Raw genomic sequence first — 16,634 nt, forward strand, 5'->3', positions numbered from 1 at the left:
AAAAAAATCTTACTGAGTTCCGACGCCTGACACGTCCTGTTAAGTGAGAAGTATTCGCATAAACAAGAATGGTCAGCGAAGGGATAACGTCGATGTCTGCAATCACCAAGGGGCGCAACACCGGTAGCCGGTTGGCCCTTGCCATCCACCTGGGGCTGTTAGCCTCCGCCTGCCAGGTGCAGGCCGCCGAGGCGCCAGTCGGTGAATCACAGCCTGTCACGTTGACGTTTGATATTGCGGCGCAACCCTTGGGCCTTGCCGTACTGACGTTCGCCGACCAGGCCGGGTTGCAAGTGTTGTTCGACAGCGCGCGCCTGCAAGGCCTCACCAGCACCGCGCTCAAGGGCCGTTACAGCGCCCAGGAAGGCCTCGGCCGATTGGTGGGCAGTGCACCGGTGGAATACCGCTTTACCGGGGACCGGCAGGTGACGCTGACTCGCGTCGGCGCCGACCATGACGGTGCGCTGACCGTGGGCACCACCACCATCACCGGCAACACCAACGGCAAGCCAAGCGACTGGGTGTACGACACACCGCGCTCGGTGGCCGTGATCAGTCGCGAGCAGATCGACAAACGCCCACCACGCCATGCCGCCGACATGCTCGAAGAAACCGCCGGCGTGTACACCGCCGTCAACCAGCGTGACCCGGGCCTGTCGGTGAACATCCGCGGCGTGCAGGACTACGGCCGGGTCAACATGAACATCGACGGCATGCGCCAGAACTTCAACGTCAACGGCCACCAGCAGCGCAACGGCACGATGTTGATCGACCCGGAATTCATCTCCAGCATCGAAATCGACAAGGGCAGCCAGTCCGGGCAGGGCGGTGCTGCCGTGTTGGGCGGGATTGCATCCTTCAAGACCCTGGAGGCCAGTGAGTTCCTGGCCGATGGCAAGGACTATGGCGGGCGTCTGCGTGCCGGTAGCGGGATTGGTGAACTGGGTAACGGCACCTATTTCAACGGCAGCGGTGTGTTTGCCTTTGGCGACGAGCGCGGCGACGTGCTGCTGGGGTACAGCGAACGGCATTTTGGCGACTACCGCGCCGGTACCCACAACGACCAGAAACTGGGTACTCATTTGCGCGCCCGTGACTCCCAGCCTGCGGCCTTCGACGATTGGCTGAACAGTGAGGTCGGTGACACCGGCAGCGTGACCCGCTCGCAAATCGTCAAGTTCGGCCTGAACCTGCCCAATGACCAACGGGTGCAACTGAGCTACCTGGAAAGTGACAGCGACAGCAATGACGCGTGGGCCTACACCGCCCCGGATAACCAGAGCGTGTACTACCAACGCGTCAGCAAGAACAACCTCAATGCCAGGAACGTCGGACTGGATTATCGCTACACGCCGGATAACCCGCTGATCGATTTCAAGGCCAAGGTCTACTACGTCACCACACAGATGGACCGGGACAATGCGCCCAACACCGCGTCGCTGACCTCCGGCAACTATGTGGCGGGCTACACGGATCATTTTCAGACCGATACCTGGGGTGTACAGGGCGACAACACATCGCGGTTCGACTTCGATGCGTTGGGTCATGTGAGTTGGAACTACGGCGTGGAGGTGTATCAAGACAAGTTCAAGCCCAGTACCAACAAGGTCGAGGCCACTAACCTTTCCGGCCTGTTGCCTTACGTTGAAGGCGGGACGCCCGGTGGCAAACGCACCATCGCCAGCCTGTTCAACAACCTGCAGTACGAATATGGCGACTGGCTGACGCTGGATGCGGGCTTGCGGTACGACCGCTATCGGCTGGAAGGGGTCACCGGGATGACGCTCTACCGGCGCGATCGGTTCTACAGCAGCACGGTAGGTGCCAAGCGTGTCGAGGAAGTGTTCGACATTGATAGAGAAGAGGGTCAGTTCTCTCCCACGTTCGGTATCGGCATAAAGCCGGGGCTGGACTGGATGCAACTCTACGCCCGCTGGGGCAAGGGCTGGCGCCCGCCGGCGGTGACGGAAACCTTCATGACCGGGCGTCCTCACGGTGGCAGCTCATCAGAGCGGGTGTTTCCCAACCCGTTCCTGAAACCCGAAGAGTCGCGGGACTGGGAAATGGGCGTGAACGTATTCAAAGAGGGACTGCTGTTCGGTGACGACCGCCTGGGCATGAAGGTGGCTTACTTCGATACCCGGATCGAGAACTTCTCTTTCCTCAATCACAGCGTCAGTTTGCCGGAGACCTCCGTCGGCGGTTTTCTCGGCACGATGGCGTACGTCAATAACACCAACCCCACGCGCTTTCGGGGGGTGGAGTACCAGCTCAACTACGACATGGGGCGGGCGTACGCCAACCTTAGTTACACCCACATGATCGGCAGTAATGAGTTCTGCTCGAAGAACTATTACATGGGCGGGGCGAAGAAGAACGGGCCGTCCACCACACGCTATGAACGCTACACCCGGCCAAACGGCACGATCGGCCTGCGCCCGGTGACCACGTATGAGGTGCTGGACGACGATGTCGCCAACAACAAGGAAAGCTGTGGCCGGATCATGGGCAACGCCACCTATATGCCGGCTGATCGCGGCTCGCTGACCCTGGGCGCGCGCTTCCTGGAAAAGCGACTCGATATGGGCGTCCGCGTGCGCTACAGCTCAGGCAATGGCGAGAACCTCGACTCACAAGGTTATGACTTCATCGACCAGGCGCTATGGCCCCAGTACACCCTCTATGACCTGTACGCCAGCTACTGGATGACCGACCAATTGAACATCGCCCTGGCGCTGGAAAACGCCACCGATGAGGCCTACTTCGTTGCCATGGGGGACGCCAATAACCTGAGCCTGGCGCGCGGGCGAACGTTGAGCGGGATGCTCGAATACAAGTTCTGATCAAGGTGCCACGGCACTTTATCAACCAACGGTTTTGCCCAAGGGTGGGCAAAAAGTGCGCTGTATGAGCGTGCTGATCAATCGTGTTGTTTATAACGAGGTTAAGTGATGACTATTTCTGTTAGTTACGAAGCTGCGCTCGGTGCTTACTCCGTCTCGGACTATCTGACCGACTGGGCACTGGGGTTCAACACTGCGGGGCACGGCAGCAGCAACACCGGCGGCTTCAGCAACGGCTCCCTGAGCGGCGACCAGTATTCGACCCACGGCGCCAACAATTCCGACTACGCCTTCATTGCCGACAGCAACACCAGCAACGGCCTGCACTACGTATTCAACCCGGCGCTGCCAGCCAGCCACAACGAAAACCACTACCTGTGGGGCAACCTGGATAACGTTCAACTGGGCACCGGCCTGGGCGGCGGCAATGGCAGCGACTTCACCCTCGATGCGTTCAAAGTGGCTTTCAACGGCCTCGACTTGAGCGCGGCACAAGGTGCAGGCCGCGTCGGCAATGACGTTCAGAACGTGATCTACAGCCTGATGCAAGGCAACACCTCGGCACTGGAAACCGTGCTCAACAACCTGCTGGACGACTTCGGCCTGTCCACCGCCAACACCTTCGACGAGATCTCGGCCGGCCTGGCAGCACACGCTACGGCAACCACCACCGACGTCGCCCTGGTAGGCGTGCAGGACGTTGCACAGGACTGGGCACTCGCTGCCTGATGTTGCTGCGCAATGAAAAAAGCGAATGGAAGATCACTCTCCCATTCGCTGCGTAAACCCCGTCGTCGCCGTGAGTTTCGAAGGCCAGGGCGACGGCGGTGACAAATTCTGCGCAGCGGCGCGCGGCGTGTCAAACGCGGGCGGCGCTTCCCGATTTCCCCCATGAGACTCCCTCGATGCGCCATGCCGGCAACGAAACCCTGGCCGCTCTCACGGCCTATAAAAGTGGCTTCCTCAACATTGGCCTGTTTTCGGCAGTGATCAACCTGTTGATGCTGGCCCCGGCGCTGTACATGTTGCAGGTCTACGACCGGGTGCTGGCCTCCGGCAACTCGATGACCCTGTTGATGCTGACGCTGATGATCCTTGGCTTGTTCGGCTTGATGGGCGCGCTGGAGTGGGTGCGCAGCCAGGTGGTGATCCGTCTTGGCACACAGATGGACATGCGCCTGAACCAGCGGGTGTACGACGCCGCGTTCGAGGCGCAACTCAAGGGCGGTACCCAGGCGGCCGGGCAGGCGTTGAGCGACCTGACGACCTTGCGCCAGTTCGCCACCGGCCAGGCGCTGTTCGCATTTTTTGATGCGCCGTGGTTTCCGGTGTACTTGCTGGTGATCTTCCTGTTCCACCCCTGGCTCGGCGTCCTGGCGCTGGCCGGTGCGCTGATGCTGATGGCGCTGGCGTGGGCCAACCAGCACATCTGCCAGGCACCGTTGACTCAGGCCAATCAGCTGTCGATCAGCGCCAGCCAGCAGGCCACGGCCAACCTGCGCAATGCCGAAGCCATCGAAGCCATGGGCATGCTGGCAACCCTGCGTGCGCGCTGGTTTGCCCAGCACCAGGCGTTTCTGGCGGCGCAGAACCTGGCCAGTGAAAAGACCGCTGCCATCAGTGCCTGGTCCAAGGGCGTACGCCTGGCGTTGCAGTCATTGGTCCTCGGTCTGGGCGCATTGCTGGCGGTGCAGGGGGCTATTACGCCGGGAATGATGATCGCCGGCTCGATCCTGATGGGGCGGGTACTGAGCCCTATCGACCAGCTGATCGGCGTGTGGAAACAGTGGAGTTCGGCGCGCCTGGCCTATGAGCGATTGACCCTGATGCTGGCGGCCAACCCGGCGCGCACCGAGCGCATGAGCTTGCCGGCGCCCAGCGGCCAGTTGACGGTCGAACAGGTAAGCGCGTGTGCGCCCGGCAGTCGTCGGCCTGCGTTGGCCAACCTCGGGTTCAGCCTGCCTGCCGGTGACGTGCTGGGCGTGATCGGGCCTTCCGGTTGCGGCAAGTCGACCCTGGCGCGGTTGCTGGTGGGGGCCTGGGCGCCCTTGGCCGGCAAGGTGCGGCTGGACGGCGCGGACCTGGCGCAATGGGACAAGCAGCAACTCGGCCCGCACATTGGGTATCTGCCCCAGGACATCCAGCTGTTCGCCGGCAGCATTGCCGACAACATCGCGCGTTTCGACACCGTGGATTCGGACAAGGTGCTCGCTGCCGCGCAAATGGCCGGCGTGCATCAACTGATCCTGCAGTTGCCCCAAGGCTACGACACCCAACTGGGGGAGGGCGGTGCCGGGTTGTCCGGCGGGCAGAAGCAACGTGTCGCGCTGGCGCGAGCGCTGTACGGCGTGCCTGCGCTGATCGTACTGGATGAGCCCAATTCCAATCTCGATGAGGCCGGCGAGCAGGCCTTGCTCCATGCCATCACCTTGCTCAAGGCGCAGCGTCGCACGCTGGTGCTGATCACCCACAAGACCCCTGTGCTGGCGTTGACGGACCAATTACTGATTCTGCGGGACGGCCAGTTGCAGGCGTTCGGGCCCACGGCGCGGGTGCTGGAGGCCACGCAGAAACCGGCGACCGCGCCGCCCAAACCGGTGTCGGCGATGAGCATGAGCTACCGCCTCGGTGAAGGAAAAAAAGCATGAGCCGACCTGTGCTTGTGACGGACAACAGCGTGCCGCCGGTGAACAACGTGCTGGCGCTGGACGATAAAAAATACGCGCGCCTGGGCTGGTTGCTGGTGCTCGGCGGGTTTGCCGGGTTCCTGGGCTGGGCCGCGCTGGCACCGTTGGACAAGGGCGTGGCGGTGTCCGGCAAGGTCATGGTGTCGGGGCACCGCAAGACGGTGCAGCACCCCGCGGGCGGGATCGTCGAGCGGATCGAGGTGCGCGATGGCGAGGTGGTGAGCGCCGGCCAGGTATTGATCCGCCTGAAGGAAACCCCGTTGCGCGGGCAGATGCAGTCTTTGCGCAGCCAGTTCATTGCGTCCCGGGCCAGCGAAGCGCGCTTGAGTGCCGAGAGCGAAGGCTTGTCGGCCATCGTCTTCGGTCCCGAACTGCTGAACGAGCCTGAGGCCGCCGCCACCTTGAGCCTGCAACGGCAACTGTTCAGCAGTCGCGCCCAGGCCCTGGCCACGGAGCAGCAAGGCCTGCGGGAAACCATCGCCGGGGCCGAGGCACAATTGCGCGGCACCCGGGAATCCCAGGCCAGCAAAGTGCTGCAACGCACCGCGATGAATGAACAACTGCAAGGCCTGCGCGAGCTGGCGCGGGACGGCTACATTCCGCGCAATCGGCTGCTGGAAAATGAACGGCTGTATGCCCAGCTCGACGGTGCGATTGCCGAGGATTTCGGCCGCATCGGCCAGTTGCAACGGCAAGTCCTTGAACTGCGCCTGCGCATCCGCCAGCTCGGCGAAGACTTCCAGAAAGACCTGCGCGGCCAACTGGCCGAAACCCGCACCCGCAGCGACGACTTGCGCAACCGGTTGGCCTCGGCCGAATTCGAACTGGCCAACAGCCTGGTGCGCGCGCCGGCGGCTGGCGTGGTGGTGGGGCTGGAGGTGTACACCGAAGGCGGCGTGATCAAGCCCGGCCAGGCGCTGATGGACATCGTGCCCCAGGGCGAACCACTGCTGGTGGAAGCGCGGGTGCCGGTGCAGATGGTCGACAAGGTGCACCCGGGCTTGCCGGTGGAGTTGCTGTTCTCGGCGTTCAACCAGAGCACCACCCCACGCATTGCCGGTGAAGTGACGCTGGTGTCGGCCGACCGCCAGGTCGACGAGCGCACCGATGAGCCGTATTACACCTTGCGCGCCCAGGTCAGTGCAGCTGGCATGCGCCAGCTCGACGGCTTGCAGATTCGCCCGGGCATGCCGGTGGAAGCGTTCGTCAAAACCGGTGAGCGCTCGATGCTTAACTACCTGTTCAAACCCTTGCTGGATCGGACTCACATGGCGTTGGTGGAAGAATGAAGGCGCTGTTATTCGGTCTGTGTTGTGCCTGCAGTGGATCGGTTCAGGCGCTGGGATTGCTCGACGCCTATGACTTGGCCCTGCGCAACGACCCGACGTTTCAGGCGGCAATCCAGGAGCGCGAGGCCGGCGAGGAAAACCGCATCATCGGCCGCGCCGGGCTGTTGCCGAACCTGTACTGGAGCTACAACAACTCGCGCAATGAGTCCGAAGTCACCCAGTCGACGGCGGTGGGCAACGTCACCAGCGACCGCGATTACCGCAGCTATGCCTCGACCCTGACCCTGCAACAACCGCTGCTCGATTACGAAGCCTATGCGCGCTATCGCCAGGGTGCAGCGCAGGCGCTGTTTGCCGATGAACGCTTTCGCAGCAAGAGCCAGGAACTGGCCGTGCGGGTGTTGAGCGCCTACAGCCAGGCGTTGCTGGCCCAGGAGCGGATCGAGCTGAGCCGCGCCCAGAAACGCGCGTATGCCGAGCGCCTGCAACTCAATGAACGGCTGCTCAAGGGCGGCGAGGGCACCCGCACCGATGTGCTGGAAACCCAGGCACGCCTGAGCCTGGCCCAGGCCGAAGAGATCGAATCCCTGGACACCCAGGACGCAGCCTTGCGCGAGCTGGAAGCGATTGTGGGCCAGCCGTTGCAGATAGACGAGTTGGCGCCGCTGACTCGCCAGTTCGAGATCCCGCCGCTGGAGCCCAACCGTTTCGAGACCTGGCGGGAAATGGCGATGGCCAACAACCCGGAGCTCAAATCCCAGCACCACGCGCTGGACGTCGCCGAATACGAAGTGGAGCGCAAGCGCGCCGGGCACATGCCCAAGGTCAGCCTGTATGCGAGCAGTCGCCAGACCAGCTCGGATTCGGAAAGCAGCTACAACCAGAAGTACGACACCAACAGCGTCGGCATCCAGGTCAGCCTGCCGCTGTTCGCCGGTGGCTCGGTGTCGGCGTCAACCCGTCAGGCCGCCAATCAACTGTCCCAGGCCCAATATGAACTGGACGCGCAGACCGCCAGGACGCTGATCGAACTGCGCAAGCAATTCAACCTCAACACCAGCGGCGCGGCCAAAGTGCGGGCGTATGAAATGGCGGTCAGCTCGGCCACCGCCCTGGTGACGGCGACGAAGAAAAGCGTGACCGGTGGCGAGCGCGTCAACCTCGATGTGCTGGATGCCGAGCAGCAACTGTTCACGGCACGCCGCGACCTGGCGGATGCGCGGCATGCGTATCTGCTGGCGCGGATACAACTGAAGTATTTTGCAGGGTTGCTGAACGAGCAGGATCTGCGGGCGTTGGCGGGGTATTTCCAGCCATCGGCATGATGGCTATATCGGCTAACACACCGATCCACTGTGGGAGCTGTCGAGCCTTGGCGAGGCTGCGATGGCGGCGGGACTGATGACATTTTTCTGTCTGACCCACCGCCATCGCGGCCTCGCTAAAGCTCGACGGCTCCCACATTTTGATCTTTGCAGTGCTGGGGATTTAACGCCGGGTCAGCAACACACCCGATTCCATGTGGTGCGTCCACGGGAACTGGTCAAACATGGCGCACTGGGTAATCCGGTGCGTGTCATGCAGTTGCGCAATGTTCGCCGCCAACGTCTCCGGGTTGCAGGAGATGTACAGGATGTTCTCGAAGCGTCGGGTCAGCTCGCAGGTGTCCGGGTCCATGCCGGCACGCGGCGGGTCGACGAACACGCTGCCAAACTCGTAGCTCTTGAGGTCGATGCCGTGCAGGCGGCGGAACGGCCGCACTTCATTCAAGGCCTCGGTCAGCTCTTCGGCAGACAAACGCACCAGGGTGACGTTATCCACCGCGTTTTCATCGAGGTTGCTCAGCGCCGCGTTCACCGAAGTCTTGCTGATCTCGGTGGCCAGCACTTTGCGCACGCGAGTGGCCAGGGGCAGGGTGAAGTTGCCGTTACCGCAGTACAGCTCCAGCAAGTCGTCACTGCGATCGCCCAGGGCTTCGAATGCCCAGTTGAGCATCTTCTGGTTCACCGTGCCGTTGGGCTGGGTGAACGCGCCTTCAGGCTGGCGATAGCTGAAGGTGCGACCGCCGACGTCGAGTTTCTCGACCACGTAATCGCGGCCGATCACATCGCGCTTGCCCTTGGAGCGGCCGATGATGCTGACGTTCAGGTCCGCCGCCAGCTTGTTCGCCGCCGTATGCCAATGCTCGTCCAGCGGGCGGTGATAGCACAGGGTGATCATCGCGTCGCCGGCCAGGGTGGTGAGGAACTCCACCTGGAACAGCTTGTGGCTCAGGGCGGCGCTGGCTTGCCAGGCGGCCTTGAGTTGCGGCATCAATTGGTTGATGCGCAGGCTGGCAATCGGAAACTCTTCAATGAGGATCGGTGTGCGCTTGTCGTCCTGGGAGAACATTGCGTAGTGGCGCTGACCCTCTTCGCGCCACAGGCGGAACTCCGCCCGCAGGCGGAAGTTCTGCAACGGCGAGTCGAAAACCTGAGGCTCTGGCGCGTCGAACGGCGCCAGCAGGTCACGCAGGCGCGTGACCTTTTCTTCCAGTTGAACGGTGTAGCTTGCGGCGTCAAAAGTCATGCGTTGAACCAGCCCAGCTTGATCACAAACAGAATCGACAGGATCACCAGCGCCGGGTTCAGCTCACGGTAGCGGCCCGAAAGCAGCTTGATGGCGGTCCAGGCGATGAAACCGAAGGCAATGCCGTTGGCGATGGAATAAGTGAATGGCATCGCCAGGGCGGTGATCACCACCGGTGCGGCGACGGTGATGTCGTCCCAGTCGATTTCGGCCAGGCCCGAGGTCATCAGCACGGCCACGAACAGCAGCGCCGGTGCGGTGGCGAAGGCCGGAACGCTGGCCGCCAGTGGCGAGAAGAACAGCGCCAGCAGGAACAGGATCGCGACCACCACGGCGGTCAAACCGGTACGGCCACCGGCGCTCACGCCCGCCGCCGATTCGATGTAGCTGGTGGTGGTCGAGGTGCCCAGCAGCGAGCCGGCCATGGCCGCCGTACTGTCAGCGATCAGCGCGCGGCCCATTTTCGGCATGTGGCCGTCCTTGCCCATGAGACCCGCGCGCTTGGCGACGCCGATCAGGGTGCCGGAGTTGTCGAACAGGTCGACGAACAGGAACGCGAAAATCACGCTCACCAGGCCGATGTCCAGGGCGCCTTTGATGTCCAGTTGCAGGAAGGTCGGGGCCAGCGAAGGTGGCATCGACATCACGCCGCCGAACGGGGTGAAGCCCAGCACGATGGAGGCGATGGTCACCACCAGGATGCCGATCAATACCGCGCCGCGCACTTTCAGGGCTTCCAGCGCAACGATCAGCGCGAAGCCGAGGGTGGCGAGGATCGGCGCGGGTTGTTTCAGGTCGCCCAGGCCCACCATGGTGGCCGGGTTGCTGACCACGATGCCGGCGTTGTGCAGGGCGATCAGCGCCAGGAACAGGCCGATACCCGCCGCAATCGCCGAGCGCAGGGGCAGCGGGATGCTGTTGATGATCCATTCGCGGATGCGGAAGATCGACAGCAGGAAGAACAGCACTGCCGAGATGAACACCGCACCCAGCGCCACTTGCCAGGTGTGGCCCATGTGCAGGACCACGGTGTAGGTGAAGAATGCGTTGAGGCCCATGCCCGGTGCCAGGGCAATCGGGTAGTTGGCGATCAGGCCCATCACGGTGGAACCGATGGCCGCCGCCAGGCAGGTCGCGACAAAGACCGCGCCCTTGTCCATGCCGGTCTCGCCGAGAATGCTCGGGTTGACGAATAGGATGTAGGCCATGGCCAGGAAGGTGGTGACGCCCGCGAGAATCTCGGTGCGCACATTCGTGTTGTGTGCCTTGAGTTGAAACAGCTTTTCCAGCATGCCTGCTCCCTGTGACGCTATCTTGCGTCGTTATTTGTTGACCTCTAAGTCAAAGCACAAACTGCGCCAAGCGCCTGTGGTTCCAGAGAGGATCGGAAAAAGCGGCGCATCATACCAGCAGCCGAGGGCCAGTGGCGCATAGGCTTGATCATGGCCTTGAGGCATACTGCGCCGACGTTTATTACAGGGTCATCGACAGCATGAAAAAAGCCAGCGCCTGGAGTCTAGCTCTGTTCGGTTGCATCGGCCTGTGGCTCGGTGCGGCACCGGCGTGGGGCGCGCCTGCACCGGCGTTGAGCGAGGTGCGGGTATTCAAGGTTCAGTCGGCGAAGTGCACTGAAACCATTCCCGAGCGGGCCGACAGCACCCAGATGTGCACGCACCGCGGGCAAACCCTGGTGTACGTGATGGAAGTCGGCCTGGGCAACAGCCCACAGGCATTTTTCGACGGCGCGTCGGTGCCCCGTATCAGCACCACCGCCATCTGCCAGGTGGGTTCCATCAGCCAGCCATGCAGCGGCGCGGGAACGTTGATGGGCTACATCTATACGTTCCAGCTGGATAATGTCGAAGCCGGCGGCACGTTCCAGTACAGCAACACCTCGATCAACCCACCGCGCAACCAGTTGGTCACCACCCTCGGCATTCGCTGATCGCCACCCATCAATTGCCTTGAACGCTCATAAACTCCGGAAGTCGGACCGCTAAGACGGCGACTTTTCTGAACGCCGCGATTGCACACCAATCCGTGAGGTGTTTATGAGCGCAACTCCCAATGGCGCGGCGGCCAAGCCGTTCGTCAGTCATCCGATACGCCTGACCCTCAATCGGGACCCCATCCAACTGGATGTATTGCCCTGGACCACCCTGCTGGACCTGCTGCGCGAGCAACTGGACCTGACGGGCACCAAGAAGGGCTGCGACCACGGCCAGTGCGGCGCCTGCACCGTGTTGCTCAACGGTAAACGGGTGAACGCCTGCCTGACCCTGGCGGTGATGTGCGACGGTGCCGAGTTGACCACCATCGAAGGCCTGGCCTCGGGCGACGACCTGCACCCGATGCAACAGGCCTTTATCAAGCACGATGCCTTCCAGTGTGGCTACTGCACGCCGGGGCAAATCTGCTCGGCGGTGGGCCTGGCCCGTGAAGGCCGCGCCCACGACACCGCGCAGATCCAGGAACTGATGAGCGGCAACCTTTGCCGCTGCGGCGCCTACAACAACATCCGCGATGCCATCGAAGAAGCCTTGCCGGCGTGCCGCGTGCAGGGAGGTGAGCAATGAATCCCTTCCATTACAGCAAGCCGGCCGACGTGCAGGAGGCGGTGCACCTGGTCAGCCCGGCGTCGCGGTTTATCGCCGGTGGCACCAACCTGCTGGACCTGATGAAAGAGAACATCAGCCGCCCGGAGCACCTGATTGATATCACCGGGCTGCCACTTCGCGACGTGGAAGAAACTCCCGGGGGCGGCTTGATGATCGGTGCCCTGGTGAGCAACGCCGACCTGGCCTGGCACCCGCTGATCGAGGAACGCTACCCGCTGCTGTCCCAGGCCATCCTCGCCGGCGCCTCGCCGCAATTGCGCAATATGGCCAGTACCGGCGGCAACCTGCTGCAACGCACCCGTTGCTACTACTTCTATGACGCCGCCGTGCCCTGCAATAAACGCGAGCCCGGCAGTGGCTGCCCGGCGCGGGTCGGTTTGAACCGCATCCACGCGATCCTCGGCGCCAGCGACCAGTGCGTCGCCACCCATCCTTCGGACATGTGCGTGGCCCTGGCCGCCCTGGATGCGCGGGTGCATGTGCAGGGCCGGGGTGGTGCGCGGGTCATCGAGTTCGCCGACTTTCACCGGCTGCCGGGCGATGCACCCCAGCGGGATAACCAGTTGGCCGACGACGAACTGATCACCGCCATCGAGTTGCCTGCCGACCACCTGGCTGCCCACAGTCACTATCTTAAAATCCGTGACCGGGCTTCCTACGCCTTCGCCCTGGTATCTGTCGCGGCGGCGCTGGAGCTGGATGGCGATGTGATCGTCGACGCCCGCCTGGCCCTGGGCGGCGTCGCCCACAAGCCATGGCGTGATCGTGCGGTGGAAGCCGCGCTGATCGGCCAGTCCGTCAGCCGCGAAACTTTCAGCACTGCCGCCGAAACCCTGCTGCTGGACGCCGAGCCGCTGGAGCACAACGGCTTCAAGATCAAACTGGCACGCCGCGCGATCATTCGCGCCCTGAGCGATGCCGCTGTTGCAGGAGCCACGTCATGAGCGCAATCGGCAAACCGTTGGACCGGGTCGACGGTCTGCTCAAGGTCACCGGGCAAGCGCGCTATGCCGGTGAGTTTCCCGAGGATGGCTTGCTGCACGGCAGCGTGGTGTCGAGCAACATCGCCAAGGGCCGGGTCATCCGCATTGATGCGTCCCAAGCCCTGGCGCTGCCCGGTGTGGTGATGGTGCTTGATCACCTCAACCGCCCGAAACTGGCCAGCTACGACGACAGCTACGCCGATGCCGATGCTGCCGACGGCTCGCCGTTTCGCCCGCTGTACAACGACCGCGTGCTCTACAGCGGCCAGCCGTTGGCATTGGTGATTGCCGACAACCTGGAGCTGGCGCGCCACGCCGGTTCCCTGGTGCAGATCGAATACGCCGCCGAGCCTGCCGAGACCGATCTGCTGGCCTTGCAGGAGCAGGCGCACCCGTCGCCGCAAACACCGCCCAAGCCGCGCGGCAACTTCCAGGCCGAATGGACCGGCGCCGCCACGAGCCTGGACCTGCACTACAGCACGCCCATCGAACACCATAACCCCATGGAACCCCACGCGAGCACCGTGCTGTATCAGCCGGACGGCACCCTGCATATCCACGACAAGACCCAGGGCCCGCAGAACTGCCAGGCCTATGTGCAGAAAGTCTTCGGCCTGGATAAAAGCCAGGTGCGGATCTTCGCCGCGTTCGTCGGGGGCGCCTTTGGTTCCGGTCTGCGCCCGCAGTACCAGTTGCCGCTGGCAGTGATGGCATCGCTGGCCCTGAAGCGTTCGGTGCGCGTCACCCTCACGCGCCAGCAGATGTTCACCGTCGGTTATCGCCCGCGCACCTTGCAGCGCCTGCAACTGGGTGCTGCCGCCAATGGCCGCTTGCTTGCCCTGGGCCACACCGCCATCGGCCAGACCTCGCGCTTCGAGGACTTCAGCGAACACGTGGTGGAATGGAGCGGCATGCTTTATCACTGCGATAACGTGCTGCTGACCTACAAGCTGGTGCCGCTGGACGTGTTCACACCGCTGGACATGCGCGCCCCCGGCGCAGCGCTGGGGGTGATCGGCCTGGAATGCGCGATGGATGAACTGGCCTGCGCCCTGGGCATCGACCCGGTGCAATTGCGGCTGATCAACTATGCCGAGCGCAATCAGAACGAAGACAAGCCCTGGTCCAGCAAAGCGTTGCGCGAATGCTACAGCGAAGGTGCCGAGCGTTTTGGCTGGAGCCAGCGCAACCCGGAGCCGCGAAGCATGCGCGATGGTCGCCAACTGGTTGGTTGGGGCATGGCCGGCGGGGTGTGGGAGGCCCTGCAAATGAAAGCCAGCGCCAAGGCGCGGATCGACCACCTGGGCAAGCTCACGGTCAGCAGTGCCACCACCGATATCGGCACCGGCACTTACACGGTCATGGCGCAGATCGCCGCCCAGGCCAGCGGCGTGCCGGTAGGCGATGTGACGTTCCTGCTGGGGGATTCATCGCTGCCGACGGCGCCGTTGCAGGGCGGCTCGTTTACCGTGTCGTCGGTGGGCAGCGCGGTGCAACAGGCCTGTGAAGCGTTGAACGCCAAGCTGTTGGACATTGCGCGCAAGACTTACCCGGCGTTCAAAGACGCTGAGTCGGCGCGGTTTGAGAATGGCCAGCTGCACGCCGGTGACCAGCGCATCTCCCTGGCGCAATTGGTGCAAGACAGCGGCGAGCAGGCGCTGGAAGTGCAGGTGGATTGCGAGCCGGGCAAACAGCGCGAAGGCTATGCCTCTGCCACGCATTCGGCGGTGTTTGTCGAAGTGCGGGTGGATGAGGACCTGGGCACCATCAAGGTCAGCCGGGTGGTCAGTGCGATTGCGGCCGGGCGGGTGGTCAATCCGAAGATGGCCCGTAGCCAGATTCTCGGCGGTGTGGTCTGGGGCATCGGCATGGCGTTGCATGAGGAGACCCAGGTCGATCACGCATTGGGTCGCTCCATGAACCACAGCCTGGCCGAATACCACATTCCGGTAAACGCGGATATCGGCGAGATAGATGTGCTGTTTGTCGAAGAACACGACGAGATCGTCAACGCCCTTGGTTCCAAGGGCGTCGGCGAGATCGGGATAGTCGGGGTTGCGGCGGCGGTGGCCAACGCGGTGTATCACGCCACCGGCAAGCGGGTGCGGGACTTTCCCGTCACCCTCGACAAGGTCTTCTAAACCTGGGCGGGTTCTTCCACCGGCACATGCATGCGGTCGCGGTTGGCCAGGGTCGGGAACAGTTTGATCCAGACCCCGGTCACCACCAGCGTGCCGATGCCGCCCATGACCACGGCGGGCACGGTGCCGAACCAGTGGGCGGTGATCCCGGACTCGAACTCGCCCAACTGATTCGACGCGCCGATAAACAGCCCGTTGACCGCGCTGACCCGGCCGCGCATTTCGTCCGGGGTTTCCAGTTGCACGAACGAGGCGCGGATCACCATGCTGATCATGTCCGCTGCGCCCAATACCACCAGCACCGCCAGGGAGAACCAGAACGAGGTCGACAGGCCGAACGCGATGGTGGCTACGCCAAACACCCCGACCGCCGTAAACATGATCCGCCCCACATGCCGGTCGACGGCAAACCGCGCCAGCCACAACGACATCAACAACGCCCCGACCGCTGGCGCCGAGCGCAGCAGCCCAAGGCCCCACGGCCCGGTCAGTAAAATGTCCTTGGCGAACACCGGCAGCAAGGCCGTGGCGCCGCCCAGCAATACGGCGAACAGGTCCAGGGAAATCGCGCCGAGGATGTCCGGCCGACTGCGGATAAAACGAATCCCGGCCAGCAACGAATCCATGGTCGCCTTGGCCTTGTTCAGCGGCGTCTGGCGCGCGGGCAGGTTGAGGGTCAGCACGCAGGCGATCAGGTACAGCACCACCGTGGGGCCGTAGACCCAGACACTGCCAAAGGCGTACAGCAGACCGCCCAGCGCCGGCGCCACGATGGTGGCCAATTGCTGCGCCGACTGCGACGACGCCACGGCGCGGGGAAACAGTGCAGTGGGCACGATGCTCGGCAGCAGGGCCTGGGTGGTGGGCATTTCAAACGAACGCGCCGCGCCCAGCAGGAACGCCAGGATGAAAATCATCTCGCGGGTGACATTGCCGGTCAGTCCGCCGATTGCCAGGGATAGCGCGATCAACGCTTGAACGGTCTGGCAGATGGCTGCGACCTTGCGCCGTTCATAGCGGTCGGCCACATGGCCGGTGTGCAGCATGAACAGCACCCGCGGTACGAACTCCACCAGGCCGACCAAACCCAGGTCCAGCACGTTGCCGGTCAGTTGGTAGAGGTTCCAGCCGATGGCCACGGTGAGCATCTGGAAACCGCTGGCGGTGAAGATCCGCGCCAGCCAGAACGCGATGAAAGGGCGGTGGTGACGTAACAGCAGCGCGGGTTCACTGGGCATCGGGGAGACGGGTCTGGGTGGGGGAACGGTGAGGTTATCACCAACTTGTAACCAATAGTTGCGTAGGAGGGTTGGGCGGGGGATATGGGCAGCTGATTGGGTACATACCCGTTGCTGCGGTAACGGCCGCTTATGGTTCCGCTCTTACAGCGGGTCACTTTTGGCAAACGCCCCAAAAGTAACCAAAAGGTCTTTGCCCCACCACTCGGTGCCTCGCTTAGGCTCGGCATGCCCGCACTCCGGCACGGTTCCGCGGGCCGCCGCGAC

At 63.2% G+C, this 16,634-nt stretch carries 12 protein-coding genes; 9 read left to right on the forward strand and 3 right to left on the reverse strand.

The features are described from left to right. Positions 1–92: 92 nt before the first annotated feature. From HX824_RS20580 to HX824_RS20600, 5 genes are all read left to right on the forward strand, one after another. On the forward strand, positions 93–2,843 hold the full coding sequence (locus HX824_RS20580) for a TonB-dependent receptor (protein ID WP_003215548.1): 2,751 nt from the start codon (positions 93–95) through the stop codon (positions 2,841–2,843). A 108-nt stretch (positions 2,844–2,951) separates the two neighbouring features. After that, the gene (locus HX824_RS20585) at positions 2,952–3,572 is read left to right on the forward strand and encodes a heme acquisition protein HasA (protein WP_003215551.1); all 621 of its coding nucleotides are present in this window, start codon (positions 2,952–2,954) and stop codon (positions 3,570–3,572) included. 176 nt (positions 3,573–3,748) lie between these two features. After that, complete coding sequence (locus tag HX824_RS20590) at positions 3,749–5,491, forward strand: type I secretion system permease/ATPase (protein WP_177055008.1); 1,743 nt, start codon at positions 3,749–3,751, stop codon at positions 5,489–5,491. Continuing rightward, entirely contained in the window at positions 5,488–6,819 is a 1,332-nt protein-coding gene (locus HX824_RS20595) for an HlyD family type I secretion periplasmic adaptor subunit (protein ID WP_003215553.1), read from the forward strand. Before HX824_RS20590 ends, HX824_RS20595 begins: the two co-directional genes overlap by 4 nt. Next, complete coding sequence (locus tag HX824_RS20600; RefSeq protein ID WP_177055009.1) at positions 6,816–8,144, forward strand: TolC family outer membrane protein; 1,329 nt, start codon at positions 6,816–6,818, stop codon at positions 8,142–8,144. Before HX824_RS20595 ends, HX824_RS20600 begins: the two co-directional genes overlap by 4 nt. 163 nt (positions 8,145–8,307) lie before the next feature. On the opposite strand, the gene trmA is transcribed toward HX824_RS20600, so the two are convergent. Then, positions 8,308–9,387 (reverse strand): tRNA (uridine(54)-C5)-methyltransferase TrmA, encoded by a 1,080-nt coding sequence (gene trmA / locus HX824_RS20605; RefSeq protein WP_003215555.1) that lies wholly within the window; start codon positions 9,385–9,387, stop codon positions 8,308–8,310. After that, positions 9,384–10,679 (reverse strand): NCS2 family permease, encoded by a 1,296-nt coding sequence (locus HX824_RS20610; RefSeq protein ID WP_003215557.1) that lies wholly within the window; start codon positions 10,677–10,679, stop codon positions 9,384–9,386. The genes trmA and HX824_RS20610 overlap by 4 nt, the downstream gene beginning before the upstream one ends. A gap of 200 nt (positions 10,680–10,879) precedes the next feature. Here HX824_RS20610 and HX824_RS20615 point away from each other — a divergent pair, with 200 nt between their 5' ends. From HX824_RS20615 to HX824_RS20630, 4 genes are all read left to right on the forward strand, one after another. Next, entirely contained in the window at positions 10,880–11,332 is a 453-nt protein-coding gene (locus HX824_RS20615; protein ID WP_008436632.1) for a DUF4879 domain-containing protein, read from the forward strand. Positions 11,333–11,438: 106 nt separating this feature from the next. Beyond that, entirely contained in the window at positions 11,439–11,963 is a 525-nt protein-coding gene (locus tag HX824_RS20620) for a (2Fe-2S)-binding protein (RefSeq protein ID WP_003215562.1), read from the forward strand. Continuing rightward, positions 11,960–12,949: a xanthine dehydrogenase family protein subunit M gene (locus HX824_RS20625; RefSeq protein WP_177045455.1), complete on the forward strand. Its 990-nt coding sequence runs from the start codon at positions 11,960–11,962 to the stop codon at positions 12,947–12,949. Before HX824_RS20620 ends, HX824_RS20625 begins: the two co-directional genes overlap by 4 nt. Next, entirely contained in the window at positions 12,946–15,129 is a 2,184-nt protein-coding gene (locus HX824_RS20630; protein WP_177055010.1) for a xanthine dehydrogenase family protein molybdopterin-binding subunit, read from the forward strand. The genes HX824_RS20625 and HX824_RS20630 overlap by 4 nt, the downstream gene beginning before the upstream one ends. On the opposite strand, the gene HX824_RS20635 is transcribed toward HX824_RS20630, so the two are convergent. Continuing rightward, entirely contained in the window at positions 15,126–16,367 is a 1,242-nt protein-coding gene (locus tag HX824_RS20635; protein ID WP_102369941.1) for an MFS transporter, read from the reverse strand. The genes HX824_RS20630 and HX824_RS20635 overlap by 4 nt on opposite strands. Positions 16,368–16,634: the final 267 nt, after the last annotated feature.

It is taken from the genome of Pseudomonas sp. D4002 (genome assembly GCF_013385665.1).
In the GTDB taxonomy this organism is placed as follows: domain Bacteria; phylum Pseudomonadota; class Gammaproteobacteria; order Pseudomonadales; family Pseudomonadaceae; genus Aquipseudomonas.

Excerpts from the sequence above, each read along its gene's own strand:
- HX824_RS20580 (WP_003215548.1), top strand. The coding sequence starts at position 93 with ATGTCTGCAATCACCAAGGGGCGCAACACCGGTAGCCGGTTGGCCCTT.
- HX824_RS20585 (WP_003215551.1), top strand. The coding sequence starts at position 2,952 with ATGACTATTTCTGTTAGTTACGAAGCTGCGCTCGGTGCTTACTCCGTC.
- HX824_RS20590 (WP_177055008.1), top strand. The coding sequence starts at position 3,749 with ATGCGCCATGCCGGCAACGAAACCCTGGCCGCTCTCACGGCCTATAAA.
- HX824_RS20595 (WP_003215553.1), top strand. The coding sequence starts at position 5,488 with ATGAGCCGACCTGTGCTTGTGACGGACAACAGCGTGCCGCCGGTGAAC.
- HX824_RS20600 (WP_177055009.1), top strand. The coding sequence starts at position 6,816 with ATGAAGGCGCTGTTATTCGGTCTGTGTTGTGCCTGCAGTGGATCGGTT.
- trmA (WP_003215555.1), bottom strand. The coding sequence starts at position 9,387 with ATGACTTTTGACGCCGCAAGCTACACCGTTCAACTGGAAGAAAAGGTC.
- HX824_RS20610 (WP_003215557.1), bottom strand. The coding sequence starts at position 10,679 with ATGCTGGAAAAGCTGTTTCAACTCAAGGCACACAACACGAATGTGCGC.
- HX824_RS20615 (WP_008436632.1), top strand. The coding sequence starts at position 10,880 with ATGAAAAAAGCCAGCGCCTGGAGTCTAGCTCTGTTCGGTTGCATCGGC.
- HX824_RS20620 (WP_003215562.1), top strand. The coding sequence starts at position 11,439 with ATGAGCGCAACTCCCAATGGCGCGGCGGCCAAGCCGTTCGTCAGTCAT.
- HX824_RS20625 (WP_177045455.1), top strand. The coding sequence starts at position 11,960 with ATGAATCCCTTCCATTACAGCAAGCCGGCCGACGTGCAGGAGGCGGTG.
- HX824_RS20630 (WP_177055010.1), top strand. The coding sequence starts at position 12,946 with ATGAGCGCAATCGGCAAACCGTTGGACCGGGTCGACGGTCTGCTCAAG.
- HX824_RS20635 (WP_102369941.1), bottom strand. The coding sequence starts at position 16,367 with ATGCCCAGTGAACCCGCGCTGCTGTTACGTCACCACCGCCCTTTCATC.